A 22,518-nucleotide genomic window follows, 5' to 3' on the forward strand; every position below is an offset into this window, starting at 1 on the left:
GGTTCCCCGAGGGTTCCGACGGCGCCCCTTCGGAGACCAGGTCCGACATCTGGCAGGATTGGGAGAGTTTCACCGGGCCTTGCCCAGCGGCATGACCATCGTCAGTCTTGCGAGATTGCGCCCCTCCTTCATTCATTGTCCACATCAGTGTCGAAACCGGTTCAGGACTGGCCCACGTGGACGAAATATTTCTGGCCCGCCCGGTTGAGGAGCAGGCCAGAGCGCACATTGTCTCAATGCAACTGCTGCGCCGTCCGACGTGTTGGACGATCCGTCGCGCTGGGGCAGCTCAGTGTGCTCAATGAAAGTAACGAGCGGGTCGTCCCCGAGTGCGAACTTACCGGAGCCAATTCCCTTCCTTAAAGAGTCGTCGAAACGACCTCTCGTCGCCCGACCCGCAAGGGAGACGGCACTTTCTCACCGACATATTTTCAAGGACCGCAAGCGTGCGGATTGGGATGCCGATGAACGCGCAGAGACAGCGCCGGGCGATGGTCCGGTTTATCCCGACTGGCCGGGCGGGTGTTCAGACCGGCGGATTTGTGAGGTCTCGGGCTTCGATCCAGAGTGCGCCGGCGTCCCAATCTACTCCCAAGCCGCCGCGGCAGGTTGCGACGATCGCTGTTGCCGCAAAATCGGCGGCGCAGGTACTCGGGAGCTCCATCATTGCGTCTCCAATGGCGCAGGCACGAGAAAAGAGATCTTCGGTGTCGCCGGCTTCGAGTTCTGCGGCCCTTATCAGGTTTTGGTTCTCTCGGAACAGCTGAAGCGTCCGGGGTCTCTCTGCCGACAATCAAGAGATTGGAGGCCTCTCCTGGCGACATTGGAGGTCGGGTAGACACCGCTTTGGCAATCCGTACGGCCCTGGAGACCGCCGGTGTCGAGTTTATCGCTGAGAATGGCGGTGGGCCCGGGGTCCGATTGAGAAAGGCGCCCTGACACCGGCGCCGGACGGGGGCGCGCGGCGGCCGCGGCCCGGCGCGATGCCGTAGCGTTCACCTGCGATCTTTGGTGGATACCTCTTTCATGGCCGGCGACCGGGTGAACCATCCTTGGGCAATTGTAGCCCATGGCCGGCCCGGTCAGTCCTCGAACACCGGCTTCTGCGCCAGGAAGATCCTCGACGCCTCGCTCCACGCCATTTCCCGGTTCATGAGATGTTCGGCCATTAGAACTTCCATCTCCAGTTCCGCGAGTTCCGCTGTCGCCGCGGCGGTTTCCTGAACCTCCTTCGGACCGGCCTCTGCCACCTCGTTCGGACATTGCCGATTCCAGTGGTCGAGGATCGCCACCACGATGGCGTCCTTGGTCATACGGGTTTGTCTGGTCGGTTCGAGATCCACGGCCGGTCGCCTCCCTTGGCTCTTCGCAGGGAATACTACGCCAATCCGGGCGAATGTTGACGCGGCCAGAAGGGAGCCGACGGTTCAACGCGCCCGGCGGGCCGCGAACGCCGACGGAGACGCGCCGCTAGGCATCGCCCGATCAAACGCTGTATTTAGCGGTACGTTCGATTTGCACGGCGCTGGGGTAGGAGCAAAGGCGTTGCGGCAAGCGATACCATTCACTACCTTTCACTACCTTGCCTCGGAACAAGGACCATCGAAACGATAGGTACCACGCGCACCAAGGTGGACAGTTGGGCGGACAAATCCAACATTCCACATCCTAACTGCTTAATATCAAGGGAATCTTACTGTTTTTAATGGTGCCCGGGGGCGGAATCGAACCACCGACACGAGGATTTTCAATCCACTGCTCTACCCCTGAGCTACCCGGGCACGGGTGCGCTTCTCGCGCGGGGCTTGGGCCTTCTATACGGCGGTTTTCGCATAGTCCAGAGGGGGAAGCGCAAATTCAGTGGATTTCTCGAGTGTCCGGACCATCGTTGCCGGTGTCCTCGTCAGGGACTTCCTCAGTGGCGATGGCGTAGCTGCCGTTCAGCCAGCGGGCGAGGTCGACGTCGGCGCATCGCTTCGAGCAGAAGGGGGCGTATTTCTGCGCGGGCCGTTTGCTGCAGATCGGACAGCTCATTGGAGCGCCTCCAGAACAGCCGGGTCGTGCGGCAGGCGTTCGCGCTTTCGTTGCGCCTCGAAGTGGCCGAGCGGCGTCCACCCGACCAGGGCCGTTTCCACCGGATCGTGGCGGAATGCCCCGCGCAGTGCCTGTTCGACCTGCCGGCGGTCCTTTTTCGGCAGCGGTGCAAAGTCCACGGTGATCTGGCCGCCGAGGCCGCGCAATCGCAACAGGCGCGGCAGCAGGCGCGCGGTTTCCAGATTTGCCTTCAGGCCGGTCGCAGGCGATGTCGCGGCTCCGGTATTCACATCGACGGCGACCAGGGCGCGGGTGGGTTCGATCGCGACGGAGCCGCCGCCCGGAAGGACGACGTCGCGCGCGTTGCTCCGCGCAAGGTCGTCCAGAACGCCGTGCGCCTCGAAGCATCCCGGCTCGGTGACAATCTCGTCGGGTTCGCCCCATTCCCGCCAGGCCAGCGCATGGGCATCGGGCCCGTCGAGCAGCAGCTCCGGATCGCCGCTTTCGCTGGCTGCGATCTGTTCTGCAAGGGCGCGCATCTCGGCGATGTCCTCCGTGGTTTCGCTTTCGGCAACGCCTTCTGCCTGAGAGCGCAGGATCAGCCCGAAGTCGCTCCCCGCCATGATCTCCTCGGCGAGTGCGCGCAGTCCGATGCGTGCCTCCTCGTCACGAATCTGGCGTGACAGGTTGAGGCCCGGCGAGCCCGGCGTAACAATGGCGTATTTCGATTTGAACAGAAGCTTCTGGGTGAGTGGAACGGCCTTTCCGTGCTCGGCGTATCCAGTAACCTGCACCAGCACCGATTGCCCCTCGCGCAGCCCTTTCGGCGCGCGCAGGAACCCCTTGCCGGAGTGCAGGCGGACGAAGACCCCGCCCAGCCCCTTCATTGGCCGCTCGACGGTCCCACGGCAGATCGCGCCGGGGCAGAGCGGACCATCGTCCGGCGGGTCGATGAGAACGTCCTCCAACACGCCGTCCATCACCAATGCGGCCGCCCGGCGGCTGGCAATCTGGTCGAGAAAGACACTCGTTCCCTTCATGCGTCTCCTCCGTAGAGCGGATATCCAGCGGCCTGCAACAGACCGGCGGTCTCGGCCAACGGCAATCCGACAATGCCAGTGTAAGAGCCGCGGATCCACGGGATGAACGCCCCGGCCGGCCCCTGGATGGAATAGCCGCCGGCCTTTCCCTTCCAGTCGCCGCTCGCCAGGTAGGCATTCACCTCGGTGTCGCTCAGCCGCTTCATCCGGACCACGCTCTCCACGTCCCGCTCCCAGAGCCGGTCGCCGAGCCGGACGGCCACAGCCGTCACTACGCGGTGGCGCCGACCGGAGAGGGCATGCAGAAAGGTCGCCGCCTCGCCGATGTCGACCGGCTTGCCATAGATCCGGCGGCCGAGCGCAACTGTGGTATCGGCGGACAGGACGATTTCCTCCGTCGACGCCTCGACTGCGCGCGCCTTCTCAATCGCCATGCGTCGGCAGTAGGGGCGCGGCAGTTCGCCCTTGGCTGGTGTCTCGTCGATTTCCGGCGGGCGGACCTCGTCCACCAACACACCGATCTGCGCCAACAGCTCACGGCGGCGCGGGCTGCCCGAGCCGAGGATCAGGCGCATGCGCGCGCGCCTTACTTGAAGCGGTAGTTGATCCGACCCTTGGTCAGATCGTAGGGGGTCATCTCGACCTGTACCCGGTCGCCGGCCAGAACGCGGATGCGGTTCTTGCGCATCTTGCCTGCCGTGTGCGCGATGATCTCATGGCCGTTGTCCAGCTCGACCCGGAATGTCGCGTTCGGCAGGAGTTCCTTCACGACGCCGGGAAATTCGAGCATTTCTTCCTTGGCCATGGTCACTCCATTTGAGGTTACAGATTCCTCCCCACCGGGAAGGTGCGCGTTAAATGCGCTTATCGTGCCGGTAAATCAAGGGCGATTCGGAACGGGCACCGGTGCGTGCCTACAGCCGCCGGGTCCAGACCTGTAGCGCCTTGAGGCTCTCGCCGGCCTGCGCCACGTCCTTCCAGGCAAAATGTGCGACGACACCGGGGGCGGGCGCATAGCCACGAGAGCGCCAGAACGAATCGAGCGGGCGGTAGTCGGTGGGGCGGAGCGGATGATCCTCCGGGCGGATCACGGCGCAGAAGGTGGCGTACCGGCGCCCGAGCTGCCGTGCATGCGCTTCGCGCAGATCGAAAAATGCATGACCCAGCCCCCTGCCACGATAGTCGGGGAGCAGGACGCTCTCGGCACAATAATACACATCGTTGAGCGCGAGCCCGGCGCGCGCCATCGGTGCGGCAAAGTCATCCTCGTGGTCTTCCATCGGCGTGCCGGTGGCTGCACCGACCAGCCGCAGTCCGTCAAAGACGCCCACGAGGAGCGCATTCCCGCTTTGAACGTATGTCTCGAGGTATCGGCGCTCGTAATCGAGGTCGCCGTCATAGAGGTAGGGAAAATCGCGGAACACCTCTATCCGGAGCGCCGCGAGGTCGTCCAGCGCTGCCTCCAAGGCAGGGCCGGAGAGAGCGCGCAACTCCAGGCTCACACGCGATCCTGCGAGTTCGGCGGGCCGAACCGCGCGACCATACGGTCGATGATCTGGTCCCGCGCCTGCCGGTATCTCCCGAGCTTCGCCTCGCGCGTCTCGCCGAGGCCCGTCGGGTCCATGATCGGCCAATACTCCACATCGAGATGGTAGAAGCGCGTCAGTTCCAGCGCCTTGCGCTGGCTGGCTGGCGTCAGCGCCACGATCAAGTCGAAACCACCCAGGTCGTCTCCCCAATCCTGCATCTCGTCGAAACTGCGTGCGCGGTGCCGCGACAGTTCCACATCCAGCTCCTGACAGACCGCAATGCAGAATCCGTCGATCTCCAGGTCGTTCTTCACCCCGGCGGACTGGATATAGAACGCGTGCCCGTAAAAGAGCTTGGCGATGCCCTCGGCCATCGGCGACCGCACCGCGTTGTGATCGCAAGTGAAGAGAACCGAGGCCGGAAACTCGCCCATTCGTCAGCCCCCGAAGTGCAACACGCAGATGAGGGTAAACAGGCGCCGCGCGGTGTCGACATCGATCTCCGCTTTTCCTTCGAGGCGCTCCCGCAAGACCCGCGCCCCCTCGTTGTGGATGCCGCGGCGTGCCATGTCGATGGCTTCGATCTGGCTCGGAGGCATGGTTTTCACGGCCGAGAAGTAGCTTTCGCAAATCTGGAAGTAATCCTTCACGACCTGCCGGAACGGACCCAGCGACAGGTGGAATTCGCCGACCTTCTGCCTATCCTCGGTCGCGATGTCGAAGACGAGGCGCCTGTCCCTGATCGCGAGCGCGAGTCGGTAGGGACCGTCGGGGATCGGCTCGTCGTCGTGCCGCATCGGCAGGGCAAAGGAATTGTCCTCAAGCAGGTCGAACACGGCGACCTGCCGCTCCTGCGCGATCTCCGGCGTTGGCGGCGCGAGATGGCTGTCGTCGATTTCGACGTGACAGATGCGGGCGTTGCTCATGGCGCGTCCTCGTTCAACCGGTCGAGACGGGCGCGCACCGAAAGCCCATGCGCCTCCAAGCTCTCGGACGTAGCCAGCGTTTCGGCCGCCACGCCGATGGCCGCCAGCGCGCCGGGTGTCATGCGGGCCAGCGTCGTTCGTTTCATGAAGTCGAGCACCGACAATCCGCTGGAGAACCGGGCCGACCGCGCGGTGGGCAGCACGTGGTTCGGCCCGCCGACATAGTCGCCGATCGCCTCCGGGGTCCAACTGTCGAGGAAGATGGCGCCGGCATGGCGGATCTTCTGCGACAGCGCCTCCGGGTCGGCGACGCAGAGCTCCAGGTGCTCCGGCGCCACGCGGTCGGAGAGCGCGGCGGCCTCGTCCAGATCGCGCACCGTGATGATGGCGCCGAAGTCGCGCCAGGAGGCGCCGGCGATGGTGCGGCGCTCCAGCGTCTCCAGCCGCGCTTCGACCGCCGCCGCCACGGCCTGCCCGAACTCCGCATCCGGCGTGATCAGGATAGATTGCGCGCTTTCGTCGTGCTCCGCCTGGCTCAGCAGGTCGACCGCGATCCAGTCCGGGTCGTTTTCCGCATCGGCAATCACCAGGATCTCCGAGGGTCCGGCGATCATGTCTATCCCCACCTTGCCGAAGACCCGCCGCTTGGCGGCGGCGACATAGGCGTTGCCGGGTCCGGTGATCTTGTCCACCGGGGCGATGGTCTCGGTCCCATAGGCAAGCGCGGCGATGGCCTGTGCGCCGCCCATGCGGTAGATCGTGTCCACCCCGGCGATCCGGGCAGCCAGCAGCACGAGCGGGTTCACGACGCCATCGGGCGTGGGAACCGCGATGACGAGCCGTTCCACGCCGGCCACGCGCGCCGGGATCGCGTTCATCAGCACCGAGGACGGATAGGACGCGAGGCCGCCCGGCACATAGAGCCCGGCCGCCTCGACCGGTGTCCAGCGCCAGCCGAGCTGCGCTCCGGCGGCGTCGGTCCAGGCGGCGTCTTCGGGCATCTGGCGCGAATGATAGGCGCGGATACGGTCCGCGGCCAGCTCCAGCGCGGCGCGTTCGGCGGCTGGCACGCGGGCGCATTCGGCGTCGATCTCATCCGCCGAGAAGGCCAGGGTTCGCGGTGTCAGCGACAGCCGGTCGAAGCGCTCGGTCAGGGCGATCACCGCCGCGTCCCCGCGCGCGCGCACGTCCCCGATGATCGCCGACACGGCCGCGTCCACGTCCGGGGCATCCTCCCGCTTGGTGGTCAGGAAGGCGGCGAAGCGGGTCTCGAAATCGGGCTCGGCGGTGTTCAGGAACTGGGCCATGGGGTCTCCTTGTCCCGGCCCTGATAACGCCCGCTCGCGCGGGCCTCAAGCGTGCCCTGCGCGGTGGGCCGCCCGGGCGGCTCCGGGCAGTATGCTGCCCGGATCTGCGGCAGGGAGGGGGATCCGGGGCGTATCGCATGTCTCACGCGTGAGACAGAACGCCGATGCAACAAATTCAATGGGTTGCGGAGGCGAGTTTACGAAACATTAGGGAATGGCCTGGGGGGCGAAGTGTTTGCGCCCGGGCAGATGTGCGGGGACATACGGGGACACAGTCGGACCTGCCCCGCTCGGAGCCAGGCCTAGATTTGCGGCGGCCGGCCTGCCTGACGGTGTTGCCGACCTTTCGGACACCTGACTGTTCGGATCGGACGACGGTTTCGGAGCGCAATGCAGCCACACGATGATAAGGTAGTGCCGGCCTCTTAGGTGCGCCGTTTGCGTTAAATCAAAGCGAGCACGGCTCCAATATCGAAACTCGGGCGCAATCACCGCCGAAAAAGGCGCACCATCCAGGCATGGCGAAAACGAAAAAATGGAAGTTCGGGAGATCCAAGCTAGTGTCATTTTGCCTTTGAATCTTTAATTCTGAACCTGTCCTTAGGCGTGTTTCGCCCTGAATTGCCCCGATTTCTCGTTCCTGTCTTGATGTTGGTGCTGTTAATGGTGCTTTGATGCTGAATATCCTGGCTGCAAAAATGTATGTGTTTCATTTCTTAAGTGGTGGCTGTTGTGATAGATTTCGTGTCTTCTGAATCGGCAATTTAAATTCAGCGCGCCTGGTCAGCATTGGGCGCTCTGTTGGCCGATGGCGCAATGGATGAGATATTTTATAAATACATGCCGATTGCCTACCTGATTGCGAGGTAAGGGGCGCTTTGCGAAATCAGCGGGAACCCTTGATTCCAGCCTCTCACGGCGGACCGCGGTCGCATTGACGATGATTCGAACAGGACAAATGCCACCCCGCTCACCCTATAGATTTTGCCGGGATAAACGCGTTCTTTCGTGTATCAGCCAGCCACAGCGCCGAAAGCTACCGAGTGAGTTCTGTTCTTCAGCCGTCACATCAGTTTCTACTTCTGACAGACAAGCTCACCTGGGGAACCTCGTGTGACCTGGCAGTGCCAGAAGATCGGCGTTACAAAATGAAATCGTCTGCGGTGAGTGACGTGTCGCCGAACACATTGATTTTGAAGTCGGCCAGGCCATCCCCATCGATGTCACCCTTCACGATGGCGGCGTCACCCTTCAACTTATACACCAACTCACCCTTGGCCCCACTGAAACCGGTCTCACCTTCGAAGGAGAAACTCTGGTTCCCGCGTCCGGATTTCGCATCAATCGCCGACAGATCGATGACGTCGTTACCAACCCCGAAGTCGAGGATCTGGTCGCCCTTCTTCGGTGTGTCGGCAGCGGTCTTGTAGATAAAGGAATCCGCTCCTTTGCCACCCGTTAGTTCATCTATTCCAGCGCCGCCGATCAGTTTGTCGTTACCCGCGCCTCCTTTCAACGCGTCGTTGCCACGTCCACCGTACATCGCGTCACGACCGGTCTGGCCAAAAAGAACGTCAGCGCCCCCTTGACCTTTCAGCTTATCATTTCCATCGAAACCATAGAGTTTGTCGTCTCCGCCGCTCCCGATGATTTTGTCGGCCTTTGCGAGAAGTGCGCTCTGCGCTCCCTTGAGATCGTCGCTGAGTATGGCGAGATAGACCGATATCATATCGGCCTCTGCCCCAGACATCTCAAAGTCAAGTTTTGAGCCACTCCAGTGTTTGATGCCGTTCAACGTTCCTCCTGACAAATAGGGCGGGTCAGGGTTGTCGTATTGGAACTCACCAAAGTAGGAAATCTTCCTTTCTCCCCCAATTTCCTCCTGTGTGATTCTGTTCACGTTCGCTACCGTGATCTTCCCCTCCCAGACGTCCTGGTTGATCATGTCGATCGGGGTATAAGCTTTGAAAAAGGCCATATCATCCTCCCTCTCAATTCTGCCCTTGCCAGGCAGGTCATGGCGCGTCTCCAAGCATTTCCTTAATAGTCAAAAATGGAGTCTGTCGCCATGACAGCGGTCAATCTGAAGCATTTAAGCATGGAGACCTGCTCCGCAGGTTGCGGGCAACAAGGACGGAGCGCTTGGTGATCCCAAGGTCCCCGAACCGGATCGCCCCTACAACACACCCAACGTTGAGGCCGCGCGGGAAACGGCTCTTGCGATGCCAAGCTACAATGGCCGTTTCGACCCGCAAAAAGGGCTTCTGCCGGAAGATGCCCGACGTTCGTAGTGAGCAGGGTCCGATTCTGTGGCGTTGCGGTGCTGGTGGCGGCGGTCGGAGTGTCGCGTGTTGGGACGCCTTGGACTGCCTGTCGGATGCGGGGCACGGCGCGGTGGTGGAGATTGGGGGTTTCACCCCCAAACCCCCAGGATATTTGGCGACAGAAGAAGGCTGGCGGGCGGCGTGTGGCGGATCCGGAACGGCGGTCAATCGCCGTGCGTCGGTGCGTGGCCGGAGGGGGCGATATAGGGCCGGGACACGTCGCGCAGGCTCACGTTCAGGCATTCCACGTCGAGGCGCACCGCGCCGTCGCCGGCCAGCACCAGTTCCACCCGGCCGGTGCCGTCCTCGCCCGGCGCGAAGGTCAGGGCGAGCAGCGACAGGACGGTGTCAGTATCGGCCCGGTCGATCCCCTGGCTGGCCACGGCGAGCACGTCTTCGATCACGAGCAGGCTTTGCACCCGCTCGTAGGGGCGCGCGCGCTTCTCGGCCTCGGCCCTGTCTTCCCAGCGGAAGCGGTTGAGGAGCAGGGCGAAGCGGCGGCGGGGCCTGTCCCATGTCATCTCGGTGATCGGAAAAACAGCGTCCTGCACGATGGCGGACAGGACCTGCAGGTCGTCCGCATCCGCCGCAGCCAGCGACACCGGGCGCTCGGCACCCTCTTCGAATGTTGCGTCAGCCATCTTCGCTCACCCGTTCGATATCCGCACCCACGGCACCCAGTTTCTCCTCGACACGTTCGTAGCCGCGGTCGAGGTGGTAGACGCGGTTTACCACGGTTTCGCCCTCCGCGCCGAGGGCTGCGAGTATGAGCGAGACGCTGGCGCGCAGGTCCGTTGCCATTACCGGCGCGCCCTTGAGCCGGTCCACGCCGGTCACCGTTGCCGTGCCGCCCTGCACGTCGATCTGCGCGCCCATCCGGACCAGCTCGGGGGCGTGCATGAAGCGGTTCTCGAAGATCCGCTCCTCCAGAACGCTGACGCCGTCGGCGGTACACATAACGGCCATCATCTGCGCCTGCAGGTCGGTGGGAAAGCCCGGGAAGATCTCGGTGACCACGTTCACCGCGTCGACCCGGCCGTTGCGGCGTTTCACGATCAGGCCGCCGGGGGTTTCGGCAACGTCGATGCCACAGGCGTCGAGTTTCTCGCAGAAGGCGCCCAGGAGGTCGATCCGGCCGCCCAGAAGCTCCACCTCGCCGCCGGCGATCGCCGGGGCGAGCATGTAGGTGCCTGTCTCGATCCGGTCGGCGACCACCGGGTGGGTTGCCCCGTGGAGCCGGTCCATCCCGCCGATGGTGATCGTGTCGGTGCCTTCGCCCGCGATCTCCGCGCCCATCTTGCGCAGGCAGGTCACAAGGTCGACGATCTCCGGCTCGCGCGCCGCGTTGCGCAGCACCGTGGTGCCCTTCGCCAGCGTCGCCGCCATCACGACGTTCTCGGTGGCGCCGACAGACGCGAAGCGCAGCGTGATGTCCGCGCCCTTTAGCCCGCGCGCGGCCCTGGCGTGCAGGTAGCCGTCCTTCAGCTCGATCTCGGCACCCATTTCCTCGAGGGCCGCGATGTGGATGTCCATCGGCCGCGCCCCGATGGCACAGCCGCCGGGCAGCGAGACCACCGCGTGACCGTGCCGCGCCAGGAGCGGCCCGAGCACGAGGTTGGAGGCCCGCATCTTCCGCACGATGTCGTAATCGGCGACGTGGGTGTCCGCGGCATGGCTCGACATGGCAAGCACCTTGCCGTCCTGCATCGTCTGCACCTCGGCGCCGAGCGACTGGAGCAGCGTCGCCATGGTGCGGATGTCGGACAGCCGCGGCGCGTTGGTCAGCGTCAGCGGCTCCTCGCTGAGAAGCGTGGCGGGCATCAGCGTCAGGCAGGCGTTCTTCGCGCCTGAAATCGCAATCTGCCCGTTCAGGGGGCCGTTGCCCCGTACAACAATCCTATCCATCCTGCCCCGTTTCCCGGCCGGTCTCCGGATCCGTCGCCACGCGCCGCGGCGTTGCGTCGTCCGCCGCGCCGGCGCGTTCGCCGTCCGTGCCGTCTGCGGCCCGACTGCGCGCCTGCGCCTTCCGGCGCTGGAGATTGGCCTTCAATGCCTGTTTCAAACGCTGGTCCCGATCTCCGCCGGGCCCTGTCGCCTTTGTGCCGCGTCCCATGGGGCGCACTTACGCGACGGCCGTTGACACGTCCAGCCTCCATGCGCGGGTGCCGTACCAATTTGTCGATCCGTTGCGAGAATCTGCTTGCGCTTCACATCACGGGTTGTATATCCCGGCCCACGCTTCGGCGCGGCGTCGGGCCACGGTGGTATGCACCAGCGAAATGGCAGACGACGTGGCGCCAAGACAGTCTCGCAGTGGGGGTTCCTGCACCCACCGGGGCCGGCCCGCCAACCGGGCGCGCGACGCAGGTACCGGCTGCTGCCGTAGCTCAGGGGTAGAGCACTCCCTTGGTAAGGGAGAGGTCGAGAGTTCAAATCTCTCCGGCAGCACCATGACCAACATGCAGATAACAAACGATTACTCGCCGAAGGCCGCACGCGGCGGCGAACGTCTTATGCGCGTTGGGCGTCGTCGGGGCGGCGGCGCGGGCTCTGCCAGCACAAGTCTTGTGCGGTGTCCCTGCGCCAATGTGGCTCTCGGTCAGGTGCCTTGTTGGTCAAATAACCGAGGTCTGCGTGACGCTTCCTGCGCGTTGCTGCCGGTGGGTGATTTCCAGCAACGACTGCGTTGCTGTTGATCCGGTGATTGTCGTTTTGAGTTTGATCCGTCTTTTGACGTGCCACCAGGTCACTCGCGCTGACGTCTGTTCTTTGAGGCAATCGGGCGACCCGTCGGGCCGCCCTTATGCATGCAAAATCGGAGAGCTTCTCAGTCTGGCGCATACCAGATGGGTGACGTGTAGGCGCGCTCCTGCGTCTCTGTCGGCGTCTCTTCAGGCAGTGACGCACCCATACGGAAGGCATCGTAGACCGTCCAGCGCGGGGTCGGGATTTCGATCACCCGGGCGTAGTAGAAGGCCGACTGGGCGGGATCGAAGTCGGGGTCGCTCCAGACCGTGCCCATTTCTGCCTGTCCGATCGTGTTCGTCCAGGTGGCGCGCTCCACGTCCACCGTCGACCCGATGGCCGGTAGCTTTCCATCGGCATCGGGCTGCCTGTCGCCGGACCAGACAACGTCATAGACCTGCTCCTGGGTCTCTCCATCGGCATCCATCCAGCCCTTTACGATCTGTATGCGGTCCAGGTTTCCGCCAATCGGATCTTTCAGGGCATAGACCATGAAGGTGGGCGCCTCGGCTCCCTCTGGCGCCGCGGGCAGATCACCCCCCATGGGCGTGCCTTTTGCATATGCCGTGACAGCCGGGGTTCGAGACGTCAGATCATCTATCGTGTAGTCCCAGCCGCCGAAGAAACGAACGCTCATGCGCGACCCGGTCGTCGCATAGACCTCCTTCCGCTCCATGGCGTCGAATATGGCCTCTCTGGTGTTCTCGGCCGCCCAGACCGCCGCGAGACCCGAGGCAACCATCTCCCAACCAAGGAGTTTAACGTCGCCGAACTGACCAACAACATGCTCTGGCCGTTGCGGATTCGGCTCTGCGCCGGAATGCTTGCCGAAGAAATTGTCCTCTTGCGCCGTGGCGAGCGACGTGTGGCTGTCCGTCGATCCCACCATGCCGAACTTGTACGGGTTGGTGCCGAGCGACGCTTCGAGCAACAGTCCTGTCTTGAGCGCCTCGCGCGCGTACTCGCCCGCCAGCATGTCGTCGGTCTTGAGCTCAGACAAATTCAGGTTGCCCTTGTCCCATGTCTCGTAGTCGGCGAACTCGTCGTTCGGGCTGAGGAACGGGTGCGTCTCGCCATCGCCCTTGATCTGCGTGACCTCGTAGACAGGTTCCCACAGGGCACGGGTCTCCGCATAGTCTGCGTCCAGTTCCCGACCATCAAACTGCGCGGTTTCGGGAAACATGATGCCGTTGGACAGGTTGCCATTGTGCGCGATTGCCAGCACGTCGCCGCGTGTCATCTGTTCGTAGTTCGCCATCCATTCCCAAAGGTCGCGCGGATTTATCGAGCCAAAAGGCGCCTCGGTCGTGAACGGGTCCACCATGCCGGCCTTATCGCCCCCGTCGCGATACATCACCACGCGGTGCATGTTGCCGCCCTGAATGAGCGAGGTCCATTCGTACCCGATGAAACTGGTGAACAGGCCGGGCTGGTATGCCTCCTCGGCCGCCGCGATTTGTCGCTGCCAGACTGAGCGGAAGGGTTTCGACCCGGCTTCTACGGCCAATGCCGGCGAAATCACCTCGCCGCGGGAAAAAGCATCGATCAGTTCCAGGGCTGCTGCCACGCCTTCATCGCCACCATTGGCAACCATGGTGGCAATGCGGTTGCCTTCGGGATCGGACATTATGCTCGGGTCCTGCGCGAAGATCATATCGAACAGCCCCATGTTGTCGGAATGATCCGCGACAACCAACCAATCAAGCGGCCGTGACAGCCGCGCCATGAATCCGGTCGTGGCTTGCACCTCCTCACCCTTTGCAAATCGGTAGGCAGTGCGTGCATCCAGCCGGTTGCCAAAGGCGCCTGCATCAAAGGATGTCGAGGTGTGCAGGTGCGTGTCGCCCCACAGCGGGCGGTCCGGGATACCACGCTGTGCGTAGGGCGAATACGACTTGCCCGGGAATGCGTCGGTCAGGGTAGACCCATCCGGTGAAGGCTCAAAGGCCAAAGCCGCCCCGGCACTGAGGAAAAGGACGGTCGTTATGTAAAGATACTGCTTCATAGCGAACTCCTGCGAACTTATGTTTCAAAAGCGACAGTATCTTGCGGGGGAAAGTTTTGGCGATGGGCGAGTTGTCCCTGCGTCACCATGCGGCGGTATGTCAGGCAGTCAGCGTGCAAAACGGTCCCTGCCAGTGGGCTCCAGTGAGCATTTCAATTTGCGCGTGATCACGTGCGGTCATCCAAGGTCCGCTATTGGGCAAACCCAAGATCACGATGTTTTCATCAGATGACCGCCATGTCGGCACTGCTGCCTGTCACTTGGGATGAAAACAGCGATTGCGGATCGGTGGTGTGGGGCGCTTGGCGCCGGCACCGACTTGCATCGCGCCGAAGCAGAAAGAGGAAACCGGCGTGCCGTCCGACGTTTTCAGTTCAGTCGTCATTCCGGGAACCGTGCCGCGCGTCTTCTCTGCGTTGTTCAAGCCTCGGCGCATCCCCAAGGGGCGGTACCGCGTGTTACGCCCGCCGATGCAGGGCTATTCCTAGAGCTGGCGCAGGCGGTGGCGTTCGAGCAGGTCGAGGATCATGTCACGAGCCCGCTGGCGATGCGCGTGGTGCAGGTCGTGCGCGCGCTTCGGGTCCGCTTTCGCGATGGCCTCGTAGACGCCTTGGTGGTCCTCGTTCGACTGAACGGGCAGGGGGCGCATGAACAGCGTGACAGCTCGCGCGCGGCGCACCTGATCGCTCATCATTGCCGTGATGGACGCGACGCGGGAGTTGCCGCCGAGACGGACGAGTTCGACGTGGAACCGGTCATCGGCGTCGGCCCAGGCCTCCAGATCCTTGACCTCAAGCGCCGCTTTCATGTCGGTGATCGCGCTCGCCAGTTCCCCCAGTTCCGCGCCGGTGTAGTGCTGCTCGGCGGCCCGTTCCGCGGCGAGGCTCTCCAACTCCGTGAGTACGTCGTAGATCTCGCGCATGTCTTCCAGAGACACCGGCAGGATGCGCACGCCCTTGCGGGCACGCAGTTCCAGAAGCCCCTGGCTTTCCAGCGTGCGCGCCGCCTCGCGGATCGGGGTGCGGGACATTCCCAGCCGTTCCGCGAGTTCGCTCTCCAGGTGATCGGAGCCGGCAGGCAACTCGCCGGAGAAGACAAGCCGCCGCAATTCGCTGATCGCGCGCTGGGTATTCGACACCTGCTTCTCTCCCAATTGCCTCAAGCCGTGTTCAGCGCGACTTTCCGACCTTCGCTCGCCGAGCCATAGATCGCTTTTTCGATCAGCATCACGGTCATGTAGTCCTGCGCGAGGTTTTCCAGCGGATTGCCATCCAGAAGACCCGATACCACGTGGCTCTGCAAGGCAAACACGCAATCCCCGCCAAACCCGGTGGTGGTGTCGGGCGGCAGCAACGGAACCGTCTCCGAGGTGCCGAAACGGCGCAGTTCGACGGCGCCGTCCCCGGTCAGCCTGATCGTGCCCTCGGTTCCTTCCACCAAGGCCTCGCCCATGGTGCGGCGCAGGTTTTCGGCGTCGTGGTCCAGGCAACGGTTTCCGTCGAACAGCGCGCGCACGCCGCCCGGATGCTCGAACAGCACGTAGCCCGCATCCTCGCCCGCGATGGCGGGATTGACCTGACGCAGGTCTGCATAGACGGACACCGGATCGCCCAGCAGGTAGCGGAACGTATCGACCCAGTGAACGCCCGTTTCGCGGATGAGGAACTGTTCCATCTGCTGGAAATACGGCTGACGGTCCAGATAGGCGTGCGGCCCCTGTCCATCGCCGGGACGGAGCCGGAAGGTGACCTGCAACACCTGGCCTATCGCGCCGTCGTCGATCGCCGCCTTGATCCGGCGGTACCAGGGTTGGAAGCGGAAGTTCTCGTGGATCACGATCCGGGCGCCCGCGCGCTCCGCGCTCGCGATGATCTCCCGCGCCTCGTCGATGCCGTTGCAGAAGGGCTTCTGGCAGATGATCGTCTTGATGCCCGCCTCAAGCGCGGTGCGGATCGATGCGGCATGGACCACCGGCGGAAGAATGATGTCAAGGATGTCGGGCCTGGTTTCCGCGAGCATGAGGGCAAGGTCGCTGTAGGCCGGAAGCCCGGTCTTTCGCGCCTTGGTGATGTCCCGGTTGCACGATCCAACCAGCTCGGCCCGGTCAATCCGCGCCCAGCTTTCATACTGGAACTGGCTGAAGTAGCCCGCGCCGACGCAGGCGACCCGCAGGGGAATGGTACCCGTCATGGCGCGGCCCGGGACGCCGACGCGCCTGCCTTTTCGGTTCTTTTGATCGTCTGCGGCATTGAATGCCATGCCTCCATATTCGCTGCGGCATTTCCTGCCGGTTTCAATCTGGCGTTGACAAGGTGAAAATTAATGCATACGCAAAAAAATGCAATAGTGAACGCACAACTGCCGGGAGGAGGCGTTGATGAAGATTTTGCTTGGAACGGTCACGGGGGCCGCGATGCTTATTGCCGGGGCCGGTTCGATGGCCCTGGCGCAGGAATATCCCTATCGAGACATAACCACGGCGGTGGTCTGGGGTGCCGGAGGGGGCACCGACACCATCAACCGGATGATCATGGCGGAGATGGAGAAGCATCTCCCGGTGTCGATCAACGTCATCAACCAGACGGGCGGTGTCGCCGGGTCGAACGGCATGGTCTACGCGATGAACCAGGCTGACGATGGCTATACGCTCGTCGGGCTGTCCGAATCTAACGTGACGGCGGCCGTGCAGGGTGGTTGGGACAAGAAGTTCGACACCTGGTACCCGTTCATCGTCGGCGGTTCGCCAGACCTCATTTCCGTGCCCGCCAACAGCCCGTACGGCACTCTGGAAGACCTGGTCGATGCCGCCAAGGCGGACCCGGGAAGCATCCCGGCAGCGGCGTCGGGTGCGGGGTCGATTCATCACCTGAACCTGCTGGCCATCGAGAAGGGTGCCGGCGCGCAGTTCAAGTTCGTGCCCTACCAGGGCTCCGCGCCCGGTCAGGAGGCGGCGATCGCGGGCGAGGTGGCACTGGTCGTGACCTCGTTGGCGGAGCAGGCGCCGCTTATCGAGGGCGGGCAGTTGAAACCCCTCGCGATGCTTACGCCGGAAAGCGCCGAGATTGCCGGGATGACCGTGCCGTCAGCATTCGACATCTATGACGGGCTGGATGCCTACCTGCCGCTCAAGCAGGCCATCGGCTTCGCGGTGCACAATTCCGCGTCCGACGAGGTGAAGGCCAAGCTGACCGAAGCGTTCGACGCGGCGATGGCCGGCGACGCGGTGGCGGAGTGGGCCAAGGTCAACAACTACGACATCGGCGGCCAGTCCGGCGAGGAGGCGCAGGCCTTGTTCTCCACCCTTGAGAGCAACTTCGCCTACACGCTTCAGGAGCTTGGTGTCGCGACGGTCGATCCGGCATCGCTCGGCATCGAGAAGCCCTGACGCCAAGGAAATGGAAGCGATGCGGAGGCGCCCCGTTGCGCCTCCGTTCGAGCGGGGGAGGGTCAGGAGTTGGAAACCACAGACGACAAGGCGGTCATGCGCGCCCGCGACTTCTGGGCGTCCCTCGTCCTCATGGCGCTCTCGGTCTTCTTCTTGTGGCGGACGTCGGAGATTCCGTTCCTCGATGCCCGGCAGGGCGGTGTGAGCGGCGTGCACTGGTACGATTCCGCGGCGATCGTGCCGCTGGGCATCTTCCTCTGCATGCTGGTTCTCTCCGGCATTCTGATGGCGATTTCCATCCGCGCGGGCGGGGCAAAGAACGCGCTGAGTTCCGTCGGGCTGGGATGGAACGCGGCAGAGGCTCTCCGCTTCGGAACGCTGGCCGTCATCTTCCTGTCCTACATAGCCGCGCTGGTGCCGCGCGTCGATTTCATCATCGCGTCGGGCCTGCTGATCACCGCGCTGATCTATGGATACCACGCCGGAAAGCCCGCCCGCATGAAGCTGGCCGCGCTGGTGGTGGCGGCCGCAGGCATCGCGGCAATGACGATGCACTACCCCCAGTCCGAATGGGATTCCCATGGTGATGACTGGGTGACGCTTGCGCTGTGGGCTGGCCTGACAGTTTGGATGCTGTGGAACAACCGCGATGACCGCGTCCTGCGGATCATACCCTGGATCGCCGTTTGCACGCCGCTGATCCTCGTTTGCGCGATGGCGTTTGGCTTTCGGCAGAATGTGCCGAACAGGGGTGGGCTGATCTTCTCGCAGATCGAGTACCACTACTACGTCACGCTGCGCCCGCTCTGGAGAGACTGACGTGGATTTCGTGTTCTCCCAACTTGCCGGCTTCGGGGATGCTTTCGCGGACCTCGTGCTCGACCCTCTGACGTATCTCTACCTTGTGACATCCGTCTTTCTCGGCATCACGTTCGGCGCCTTGCCGGGATTGACCGCAACGCTCGCGGTCACAATCCTGACCGGGTTCTTCGGCAACAAGATCCCGCTCGACTATTCCCTGATCGCGTTGCTTGGCGCCTATGTCGGCGCAATCTACGGCGGTTCCTATCCGTCGATCGTGTTGAACATACCGGGCACGGCGGCAAGCGCGGCGACGGCGATGGACGGTCATCCGCTCGCCAAGGCCGGGCGCGGTGGCGAGGCGCTGGGGCTGACCACAACGGCGAGTTTCATCGGTACGCTGATCGGAACAGTCGCGCTGCTGATCTTCGTCTGGGTGCTGCTGCTGATTTCAAAGAACATCGCCAGCCCGGAAAAGGCGCTGCTCGCGCTCTTCGGTATCTTGCTCTCCGGTACGCTGATGAGCTCGGACCTGGTGGTGAAGGGGTGGATCGCCGGCCTGATTGGCCTCGCGATGGCAATGGTCGGTCTCGATCCGCTGTTGTCGGAGCCCCGGTATACCTTTGGGTGGTCCTACATGCTGTCCGGCTTCCAGGTTGTTCCGGTCCTCATGGGAGCCTTCGCCGTGCCGCAGGTGATCGAGGGATTGCGCCGTGCGGAGATTGGAAAGATGGCGCAACTCAACGATCGGATCGTCCCGAACCTCGCGGCCGTCCGCCGTTACCTGCCGACGATAACGCGCTCCGGCGTGATCGGAACCGGCGTGGGCGCACTTCCGGGGGTGGGCGAGGACGTCGCCGGCTGGGTGAGCTATGGTGTCGGCAAGTCGGTTTCCCGCGAAGGGAAGAAATTTGGCAAGGGATCGTTGGAGGGGCTTCTGTCTGCCGAGACCGCGAACAACGCCTGCATCGGTGGTGCGCTCATCCCGCTGCTGGTGTTGGGCATCCCCGGATCGCCGCCGGCCGCCGCGCTCATGGGGGCCCTGAAGATCAACAACGTGATCCCGGGGCCGACCATCGACCCGGCGATCATCCTGCGCGTCGTGGCGATCCTGGTTCTTGCGTCTTTCACCATGTTCCTGATGGGGTTGTTCACCGCGCGCGTATTCATCCGCATCCTGCGGATTCCGCAGACCCTGTTCCTGCCGGTGGTGATGGTATTGACGACCATCGGCTCATTCAGCGTGGGCGGAGGGATCAATGACCTGTACCTGATGCTCGGTGTCGGCTTCGTGGCCTATTTCATGAACATGCTGGCATTCCCCATCGCGCCGCTGGTGATCGGCGTCATCCTCGGCGGGCTGTTCGACGAGACCTTCCGCCGGTCGCTGTTCCTTGCCGACGGCGACTTGTCGGTCTTCGCTTCCCGCCCCGGCGCGGCGATCCTGCTCGCGCTGAATGTCGCGCTGATCCTGAGCCAGATCCCCGTCGTCAAGCGGACGTTCGGGCGCCTTCGCGGGAGGACCGCCTGATGTATGCCGTGACGGTGAGATTCAGCATCAAGCCAAGCCACTTTGCCGAGTTCTTGCTGCTGATGGTGCACAATGCGCGCACCTCGCTTGCGTTGGAACCTGGCTGTCGGCAGTTCGACGTCTGCACCGACCCCGATCAGCCGGACAGGGTGTTTCTCTACGAGCTTTACGACGACCGCGCGGCCTTCGAGTCGCATCTCCAAGCCGAGCACTTCAGGGAATTCGATGCTGCGGTGGCGCCGATGATCGCTGAAAAGAGTGTAGACTGCTTTTCGGAGGTGAGATCATGAGCGACTGGGAAATCTACGCCATCAAATACGCGGACCGCAACGCGCGGACCCGGCGCGACAGCTTCCTTTTCGACGACAACCATGACGCACCCCATGCGATGGATTACTTCATGTGGCTGCTGCGCCGCGGTGACGAGGTCATTCTCGTCGATACGGGCTACGACGATACGGAAGCGGCATCGCGCGGTCGCCCGATCCGGCTCGACCCGCGCGCCGCGCTCGAACCCTTGGGCGTTGTGCCGCAGGAGATCACCCAGGTGATCGTGACGCATTTGCACTACGACCACGCGGGCGGCTTGCATCTGTTCCCCAACGCGACCTTGCACATGCAGGCGGCGGAAATGGCCTATGCCACCGGGCCGTGCATGTGTCACGACACGCTGCGCATGCCGTTTACAGCTGGCCATGTCTGCGAGGCGGTGCGGCGGCTCTACGCGGGGCAGGTGGTTTTCCATGATGGCGACGCCGAGGTGGCGGAGGGCGTCACGGTGCACCGCATCGGCGGGCATAGCCGTGGTCTCCAGGGGGTGCGTGTCAGGACCGGTTGCGGCTGGATCGTCCTCGCGTCCGACGCGGCGCATTTCTACGAGAACATCTTTGCCCGCAAACCCTTCCCGATCGTGGTCGATCTGCAGGACATGCTGGACGGTTTCGACACGTTGCTGCGCCTTGCCAGCCGGCCCGAACTGATCGTGCCCGGTCATGACCCGCTTGTCCGCGACCGCTTCCCGCGCGGCGTGGCCGACCACATCATCCGCCTCGATCCGGGCCCGCTCGGAGCCTTCGCCCGATGACGGAGGAGGCCCGCCTGCGCGAAGAAATCTGTCGCATCGCGAAGTCGATGTTCGACCGTGGACTGACCTGCGGCGCGTCCGGCAACATCTCGGCGCGCCTGTCGGACGGGACGCTGCTGATGACTCCGACCGGCAGCTCCTTGGGGTTTCTCGATCCGGCGCGGATCAGCCGGCTCGACGCGGCGATGAAGCTCCTTTCGGGCGATCCGCCGACAAAGGAGATCCCGCTGCACGGCGCCTTTTATGAAACGCGCGCGCAGACCGGGGCGGTGGTGCATCTGCACTCGACCCATTCGGTCGCCGTGTCGATGCTGCCGGATGTGGACCCCCAGAATATGCTGCCACCACTCACGCCTTACGCGATCATGCGTCTGGGAAAGGTGCAGCGTCTGCCATTCATCCTGCCGGGCGATCCCGCCATGGGCGACGCGGTCAGGGGATTGGCAGGCAAACACGCGGCCGTGGTTCTTGCGAACCACGGACCGGTGGTGGCGGGCAAGGACCTCTGGGCCGCCACCTTTGCCATCGAGGAACTGGAAGAAACCGCAAAGCTCGCGCTGCTGACACGTGGCACGGGCGCCGTCGGGTTGACGAACGCGCAGATCGCAGCGGTCGTTCGGAAATTCGACATTGATTGGTGAGAAAGGGATAGCCGCATGACGTCAGGCGCACGCATAGCACTGATCAAAGGCGATGGAATTGGAATCGACGTCGCCGACGCTGCGATGCGGGTCGCGAACACGGCCTGCGAACGGGTTGGTGCCCCAGCTTTGCAGTTTGACGAAATCCGGGCCGGCGCTGGCTACTTCTGTGAGACGGGCCAGGACATCGAGCCCGGCGGCGAGGCGCGGGCGGGCGAGGCCGATGCGATCTTCCTCGGGGCCATCGGGCTTCCGTCCATCCGGCACGACGATGGCACCGAGATTTCGCCGCATCTCCGGCTTCGCGACCGCTATGGGTTGTACGCCGGCATTCGCCCCGTCCGGGCCTATCCCAACGCGCCGCAGCGCCTCGCCGACCCGCGCGCGGCGGCGTTGGATCTGGTTGTTCTGCGCGAAAGCACCGAGGGACTTTTCTACTCCGCGGCGGCTCACAAGCGCGCCGTTGTTGTCGGCGACGAGGAGGTTCGGGAAACGCTGCGGATCACGCGGGCAACAACCGAGAAACTCCACCGGTTCGCCTTCAGGCTGGCGGAGAAACGACGCGCGCGCGGCAAGCGTGCGCGGCTGACCTGCGTGGACAAGGCCAACGTCTTCGCCTCGATGGCGTTCTTCCGGAAGATCTTCGATGAAGTGGCCGCAGAGCACCCCGGCACCGAGATCGGGTACAACTATGTGGATGCGCAGGCGCTCGACCTCGTCCGTCGTCCGTGGGAGTTCGATATCCTGGTGATGGAGAACATGTTCGGCGACATCATCTCCGACCTCGCGGGGGGCCTCGTGGGTGGCATGGGCATGGCGGCCTGCGCCGAGATCGGGGACGAGACGGGCCTGTTTCAACCGGCGCATGGCAGCGCGCCCGACATCATGGGCCAGGACAAGGCCAACCCGCTGGCGGCGATCCTGAGCGCGGTCTTGATGCTCGACTACCTCGTGGAAAAGACCGGTGTCGCGGCCTATGGGACGGCGGCCAGCGCCATCGACCTGGCGGTCGAAGCGGGCTTTGAGGCCAATCGGTTGCGACCAATGGAATTCGGCGGCGACATGGGTACGCACGCGGTCACAGAAGAGGTGCTCGCCCATATCGTGGCACAGGGGATCTCCAAGTCCGTCGGTTGATGGTTTTGCGAGGCGCATGGATCGTCGTG

General features: G+C 63.6%; 23 protein-coding genes and 2 tRNA genes. 8 read left to right on the forward strand and 17 right to left on the reverse strand.

Going from position 1 to position 22,518, the window contains the following annotated elements; genetic code table 11:
- Positions 1 to 1,082 precede the first annotated feature (1,082 nt).
- From ARC39_RS23120 to ARC39_RS23185, 14 genes are all read right to left on the reverse strand, one after another.
- Entirely contained in the window at positions 1,083 to 1,313 is a 231-nt protein-coding gene (locus ARC39_RS23120; RefSeq protein WP_236545361.1) for a hypothetical protein, read from the reverse strand.
- 393 nt (positions 1,314 to 1,706) lie between these two features.
- Positions 1,707 to 1,781: transfer RNA gene (locus ARC39_RS23125), tRNA-Phe, on the reverse strand.
- A 76-nt stretch (positions 1,782 to 1,857) separates the two neighbouring features.
- Positions 1,858 to 2,034 (reverse strand): DNA gyrase inhibitor YacG, encoded by a 177-nt coding sequence (locus ARC39_RS23130; RefSeq protein WP_068118588.1) that lies wholly within the window; start codon positions 2,032 to 2,034, stop codon positions 1,858 to 1,860.
- On the reverse strand, positions 2,031 to 3,074 hold the full coding sequence (locus ARC39_RS23135) for a ribonuclease E/G (protein WP_068118589.1): 1,044 nt from the start codon (positions 3,072 to 3,074) through the stop codon (positions 2,031 to 2,033). The genes ARC39_RS23130 and ARC39_RS23135 overlap by 4 nt, the downstream gene beginning before the upstream one ends.
- A complete protein-coding gene (locus ARC39_RS23140) occupies positions 3,071 to 3,649 on the reverse strand; it encodes a Maf family protein (RefSeq protein ID WP_068118595.1) in 579 nt (192 codons plus the stop codon). The genes ARC39_RS23135 and ARC39_RS23140 overlap by 4 nt, the downstream gene beginning before the upstream one ends.
- 11 nt (positions 3,650 to 3,660) lie before the next feature.
- The gene (gene infA / locus ARC39_RS23145) at positions 3,661 to 3,879 is read right to left on the reverse strand and encodes a translation initiation factor IF-1 (RefSeq protein ID WP_043918791.1); all 219 of its coding nucleotides are present in this window, start codon (positions 3,877 to 3,879) and stop codon (positions 3,661 to 3,663) included.
- Between the two features lie 109 nt (positions 3,880 to 3,988).
- Entirely contained in the window at positions 3,989 to 4,576 is a 588-nt protein-coding gene (locus tag ARC39_RS23150) for a GNAT family N-acetyltransferase (protein WP_068118596.1), read from the reverse strand.
- Positions 4,573 to 5,037, reverse strand: a complete 465-nt coding sequence (locus ARC39_RS23155; RefSeq protein WP_068118599.1) for an arsenate-mycothiol transferase ArsC — start codon at positions 5,035 to 5,037, stop codon at positions 4,573 to 4,575. The genes ARC39_RS23150 and ARC39_RS23155 overlap by 4 nt, the downstream gene beginning before the upstream one ends.
- Positions 5,038 to 5,040: 3 nt before the next feature.
- On the reverse strand, positions 5,041 to 5,529 hold the full coding sequence (locus ARC39_RS23160) for a UPF0262 family protein (protein ID WP_068118600.1): 489 nt from the start codon (positions 5,527 to 5,529) through the stop codon (positions 5,041 to 5,043).
- Positions 5,526 to 6,836, reverse strand: a complete 1,311-nt coding sequence (hisD, locus tag ARC39_RS23165) for a histidinol dehydrogenase (protein ID WP_068118604.1) — start codon at positions 6,834 to 6,836, stop codon at positions 5,526 to 5,528. The genes ARC39_RS23160 and hisD overlap by 4 nt, the downstream gene beginning before the upstream one ends.
- Before the next feature lie 1,141 nt (positions 6,837 to 7,977).
- On the reverse strand, positions 7,978 to 8,814 hold the full coding sequence (locus ARC39_RS23170) for a M10 family metallopeptidase C-terminal domain-containing protein (RefSeq protein WP_068118606.1): 837 nt from the start codon (positions 8,812 to 8,814) through the stop codon (positions 7,978 to 7,980).
- Between the two features lie 510 nt (positions 8,815 to 9,324).
- On the reverse strand, positions 9,325 to 9,801 hold the full coding sequence (locus ARC39_RS23175) for a DUF2948 family protein (RefSeq protein WP_068118608.1): 477 nt from the start codon (positions 9,799 to 9,801) through the stop codon (positions 9,325 to 9,327).
- Entirely contained in the window at positions 9,794 to 11,065 is a 1,272-nt protein-coding gene (murA, locus tag ARC39_RS23180) for a UDP-N-acetylglucosamine 1-carboxyvinyltransferase (RefSeq protein ID WP_068118610.1), read from the reverse strand. Before murA ends, ARC39_RS23175 begins: the two co-directional genes overlap by 8 nt.
- Positions 11,058 to 11,273 carry a hypothetical protein gene (locus tag ARC39_RS23185; RefSeq protein ID WP_068118612.1) on the reverse strand — a complete coding sequence of 72 codons (216 nt, stop codon included), beginning with the start codon at positions 11,271 to 11,273 and terminating at the stop codon, positions 11,058 to 11,060. The genes murA and ARC39_RS23185 overlap by 8 nt, the downstream gene beginning before the upstream one ends.
- 263 nt (positions 11,274 to 11,536) lie before the next feature.
- Between ARC39_RS23185 and ARC39_RS23190 the strand changes: the two genes are divergently transcribed.
- Positions 11,537 to 11,611, forward strand: a tRNA-Thr gene (locus tag ARC39_RS23190).
- A 376-nt stretch (positions 11,612 to 11,987) separates the two neighbouring features.
- Here ARC39_RS23190 and ARC39_RS23195 read toward each other — a convergent pair.
- From ARC39_RS23195 to ARC39_RS23210, 3 genes are all read right to left on the reverse strand, one after another.
- Positions 11,988 to 13,910 carry a DUF3604 domain-containing protein gene (locus ARC39_RS23195; protein ID WP_068118614.1) on the reverse strand — a complete coding sequence of 641 codons (1,923 nt, stop codon included), beginning with the start codon at positions 13,908 to 13,910 and terminating at the stop codon, positions 11,988 to 11,990.
- 484 nt (positions 13,911 to 14,394) lie between these two features.
- A complete protein-coding gene (locus ARC39_RS23205; RefSeq protein ID WP_236545362.1) occupies positions 14,395 to 15,048 on the reverse strand; it encodes a GntR family transcriptional regulator in 654 nt (217 codons plus the stop codon).
- 20 nt (positions 15,049 to 15,068) lie between these two features.
- Positions 15,069 to 16,100 (reverse strand): Gfo/Idh/MocA family protein, encoded by a 1,032-nt coding sequence (locus tag ARC39_RS23210; RefSeq protein ID WP_068118798.1) that lies wholly within the window; start codon positions 16,098 to 16,100, stop codon positions 15,069 to 15,071.
- A gap of 187 nt (positions 16,101 to 16,287) precedes the next feature.
- On the opposite strand from ARC39_RS23210, the gene ARC39_RS23215 reads away from it, so the two are divergent.
- The 7 genes from ARC39_RS23215 (at position 16,288) to ARC39_RS23245 (ending at position 22,489) form a co-directional block, all read left to right on the forward strand.
- Positions 16,288 to 17,295, forward strand: coding sequence for a Bug family tripartite tricarboxylate transporter substrate binding protein (locus ARC39_RS23215; RefSeq protein WP_068118630.1), 1,008 nt, complete (start codon positions 16,288 to 16,290; stop codon positions 17,293 to 17,295).
- Positions 17,296 to 17,364: 69 nt separating this feature from the next.
- The gene (locus ARC39_RS23220; protein ID WP_236545363.1) at positions 17,365 to 18,114 is read left to right on the forward strand and encodes a hypothetical protein; all 750 of its coding nucleotides are present in this window, start codon (positions 17,365 to 17,367) and stop codon (positions 18,112 to 18,114) included.
- A 1-nt stretch (position 18,115) separates the two neighbouring features.
- Positions 18,116 to 19,627 (forward strand): tripartite tricarboxylate transporter permease, encoded by a 1,512-nt coding sequence (locus ARC39_RS23225; RefSeq protein WP_068118633.1) that lies wholly within the window; start codon positions 18,116 to 18,118, stop codon positions 19,625 to 19,627.
- Entirely contained in the window at positions 19,627 to 19,917 is a 291-nt protein-coding gene (locus ARC39_RS23230; RefSeq protein ID WP_068118635.1) for a putative quinol monooxygenase, read from the forward strand. Before ARC39_RS23225 ends, ARC39_RS23230 begins: the two co-directional genes overlap by 1 nt.
- Positions 19,914 to 20,711, forward strand: a complete 798-nt coding sequence (locus tag ARC39_RS23235; RefSeq protein ID WP_068118638.1) for an N-acyl homoserine lactonase family protein — start codon at positions 19,914 to 19,916, stop codon at positions 20,709 to 20,711. Before ARC39_RS23230 ends, ARC39_RS23235 begins: the two co-directional genes overlap by 4 nt.
- Positions 20,708 to 21,352 carry a 3-oxo-tetronate 4-phosphate decarboxylase gene (gene otnC / locus ARC39_RS23240; protein WP_068118641.1) on the forward strand — a complete coding sequence of 215 codons (645 nt, stop codon included), beginning with the start codon at positions 20,708 to 20,710 and terminating at the stop codon, positions 21,350 to 21,352. The genes ARC39_RS23235 and otnC overlap by 4 nt, the downstream gene beginning before the upstream one ends.
- Positions 21,353 to 21,367: 15 nt before the next feature.
- Positions 21,368 to 22,489: an isocitrate/isopropylmalate dehydrogenase family protein gene (locus tag ARC39_RS23245; protein ID WP_068118642.1), complete on the forward strand. Its 1,122-nt coding sequence runs from the start codon at positions 21,368 to 21,370 to the stop codon at positions 22,487 to 22,489.
- The last annotated feature ends 29 nt before the right edge of the window (positions 22,490 to 22,518 follow it).

This window comes from Tropicimonas marinistellae (assembly GCF_001509585.1).
Taxonomy (GTDB): domain Bacteria; phylum Pseudomonadota; class Alphaproteobacteria; order Rhodobacterales; family Rhodobacteraceae; genus Tropicimonas; species Tropicimonas marinistellae.

Coding starts and splice junctions, on each gene's coding strand:
- ARC39_RS23195 (WP_068118614.1), bottom strand. CDS start 13,910: ATGAAGCAGTATCTTTACATAACGACCGTCCTTTTCCTCAGTGCCGGG.
- ARC39_RS23185 (WP_068118612.1), bottom strand. CDS start 11,273: ATGGGACGCGGCACAAAGGCGACAGGGCCCGGCGGAGATCGGGACCAG.
- ARC39_RS23215 (WP_068118630.1), top strand. CDS start 16,288: ATGAAGATTTTGCTTGGAACGGTCACGGGGGCCGCGATGCTTATTGCC.
- ARC39_RS23230 (WP_068118635.1), top strand. CDS start 19,627: ATGTATGCCGTGACGGTGAGATTCAGCATCAAGCCAAGCCACTTTGCC.
- ARC39_RS23130 (WP_068118588.1), bottom strand. CDS start 2,034: ATGAGCTGTCCGATCTGCAGCAAACGGCCCGCGCAGAAATACGCCCCC.
- otnC (WP_068118641.1), top strand. CDS start 20,708: ATGACGGAGGAGGCCCGCCTGCGCGAAGAAATCTGTCGCATCGCGAAG.
- hisD (WP_068118604.1), bottom strand. CDS start 6,836: ATGGCCCAGTTCCTGAACACCGCCGAGCCCGATTTCGAGACCCGCTTC.
- murA (WP_068118610.1), bottom strand. CDS start 11,065: ATGGATAGGATTGTTGTACGGGGCAACGGCCCCCTGAACGGGCAGATT.
- ARC39_RS23120 (WP_236545361.1), bottom strand. CDS start 1,313: ATGACCAAGGACGCCATCGTGGTGGCGATCCTCGACCACTGGAATCGG.
- ARC39_RS23155 (WP_068118599.1), bottom strand. CDS start 5,037: ATGGGCGAGTTTCCGGCCTCGGTTCTCTTCACTTGCGATCACAACGCG.
- ARC39_RS23175 (WP_068118608.1), bottom strand. CDS start 9,801: ATGGCTGACGCAACATTCGAAGAGGGTGCCGAGCGCCCGGTGTCGCTG.
- infA (WP_043918791.1), bottom strand. CDS start 3,879: ATGGCCAAGGAAGAAATGCTCGAATTTCCCGGCGTCGTGAAGGAACTC.
- ARC39_RS23140 (WP_068118595.1), bottom strand. CDS start 3,649: ATGCGCCTGATCCTCGGCTCGGGCAGCCCGCGCCGCCGTGAGCTGTTG.
- ARC39_RS23160 (WP_068118600.1), bottom strand. CDS start 5,529: ATGAGCAACGCCCGCATCTGTCACGTCGAAATCGACGACAGCCATCTC.
- ARC39_RS23135 (WP_068118589.1), bottom strand. CDS start 3,074: ATGAAGGGAACGAGTGTCTTTCTCGACCAGATTGCCAGCCGCCGGGCG.
- ARC39_RS23210 (WP_068118798.1), bottom strand. CDS start 16,100: ATGACGGGTACCATTCCCCTGCGGGTCGCCTGCGTCGGCGCGGGCTAC.
- ARC39_RS23245 (WP_068118642.1), top strand. CDS start 21,368: ATGACGTCAGGCGCACGCATAGCACTGATCAAAGGCGATGGAATTGGA.
- ARC39_RS23235 (WP_068118638.1), top strand. CDS start 19,914: ATGAGCGACTGGGAAATCTACGCCATCAAATACGCGGACCGCAACGCG.
- ARC39_RS23170 (WP_068118606.1), bottom strand. CDS start 8,814: ATGGCCTTTTTCAAAGCTTATACCCCGATCGACATGATCAACCAGGAC.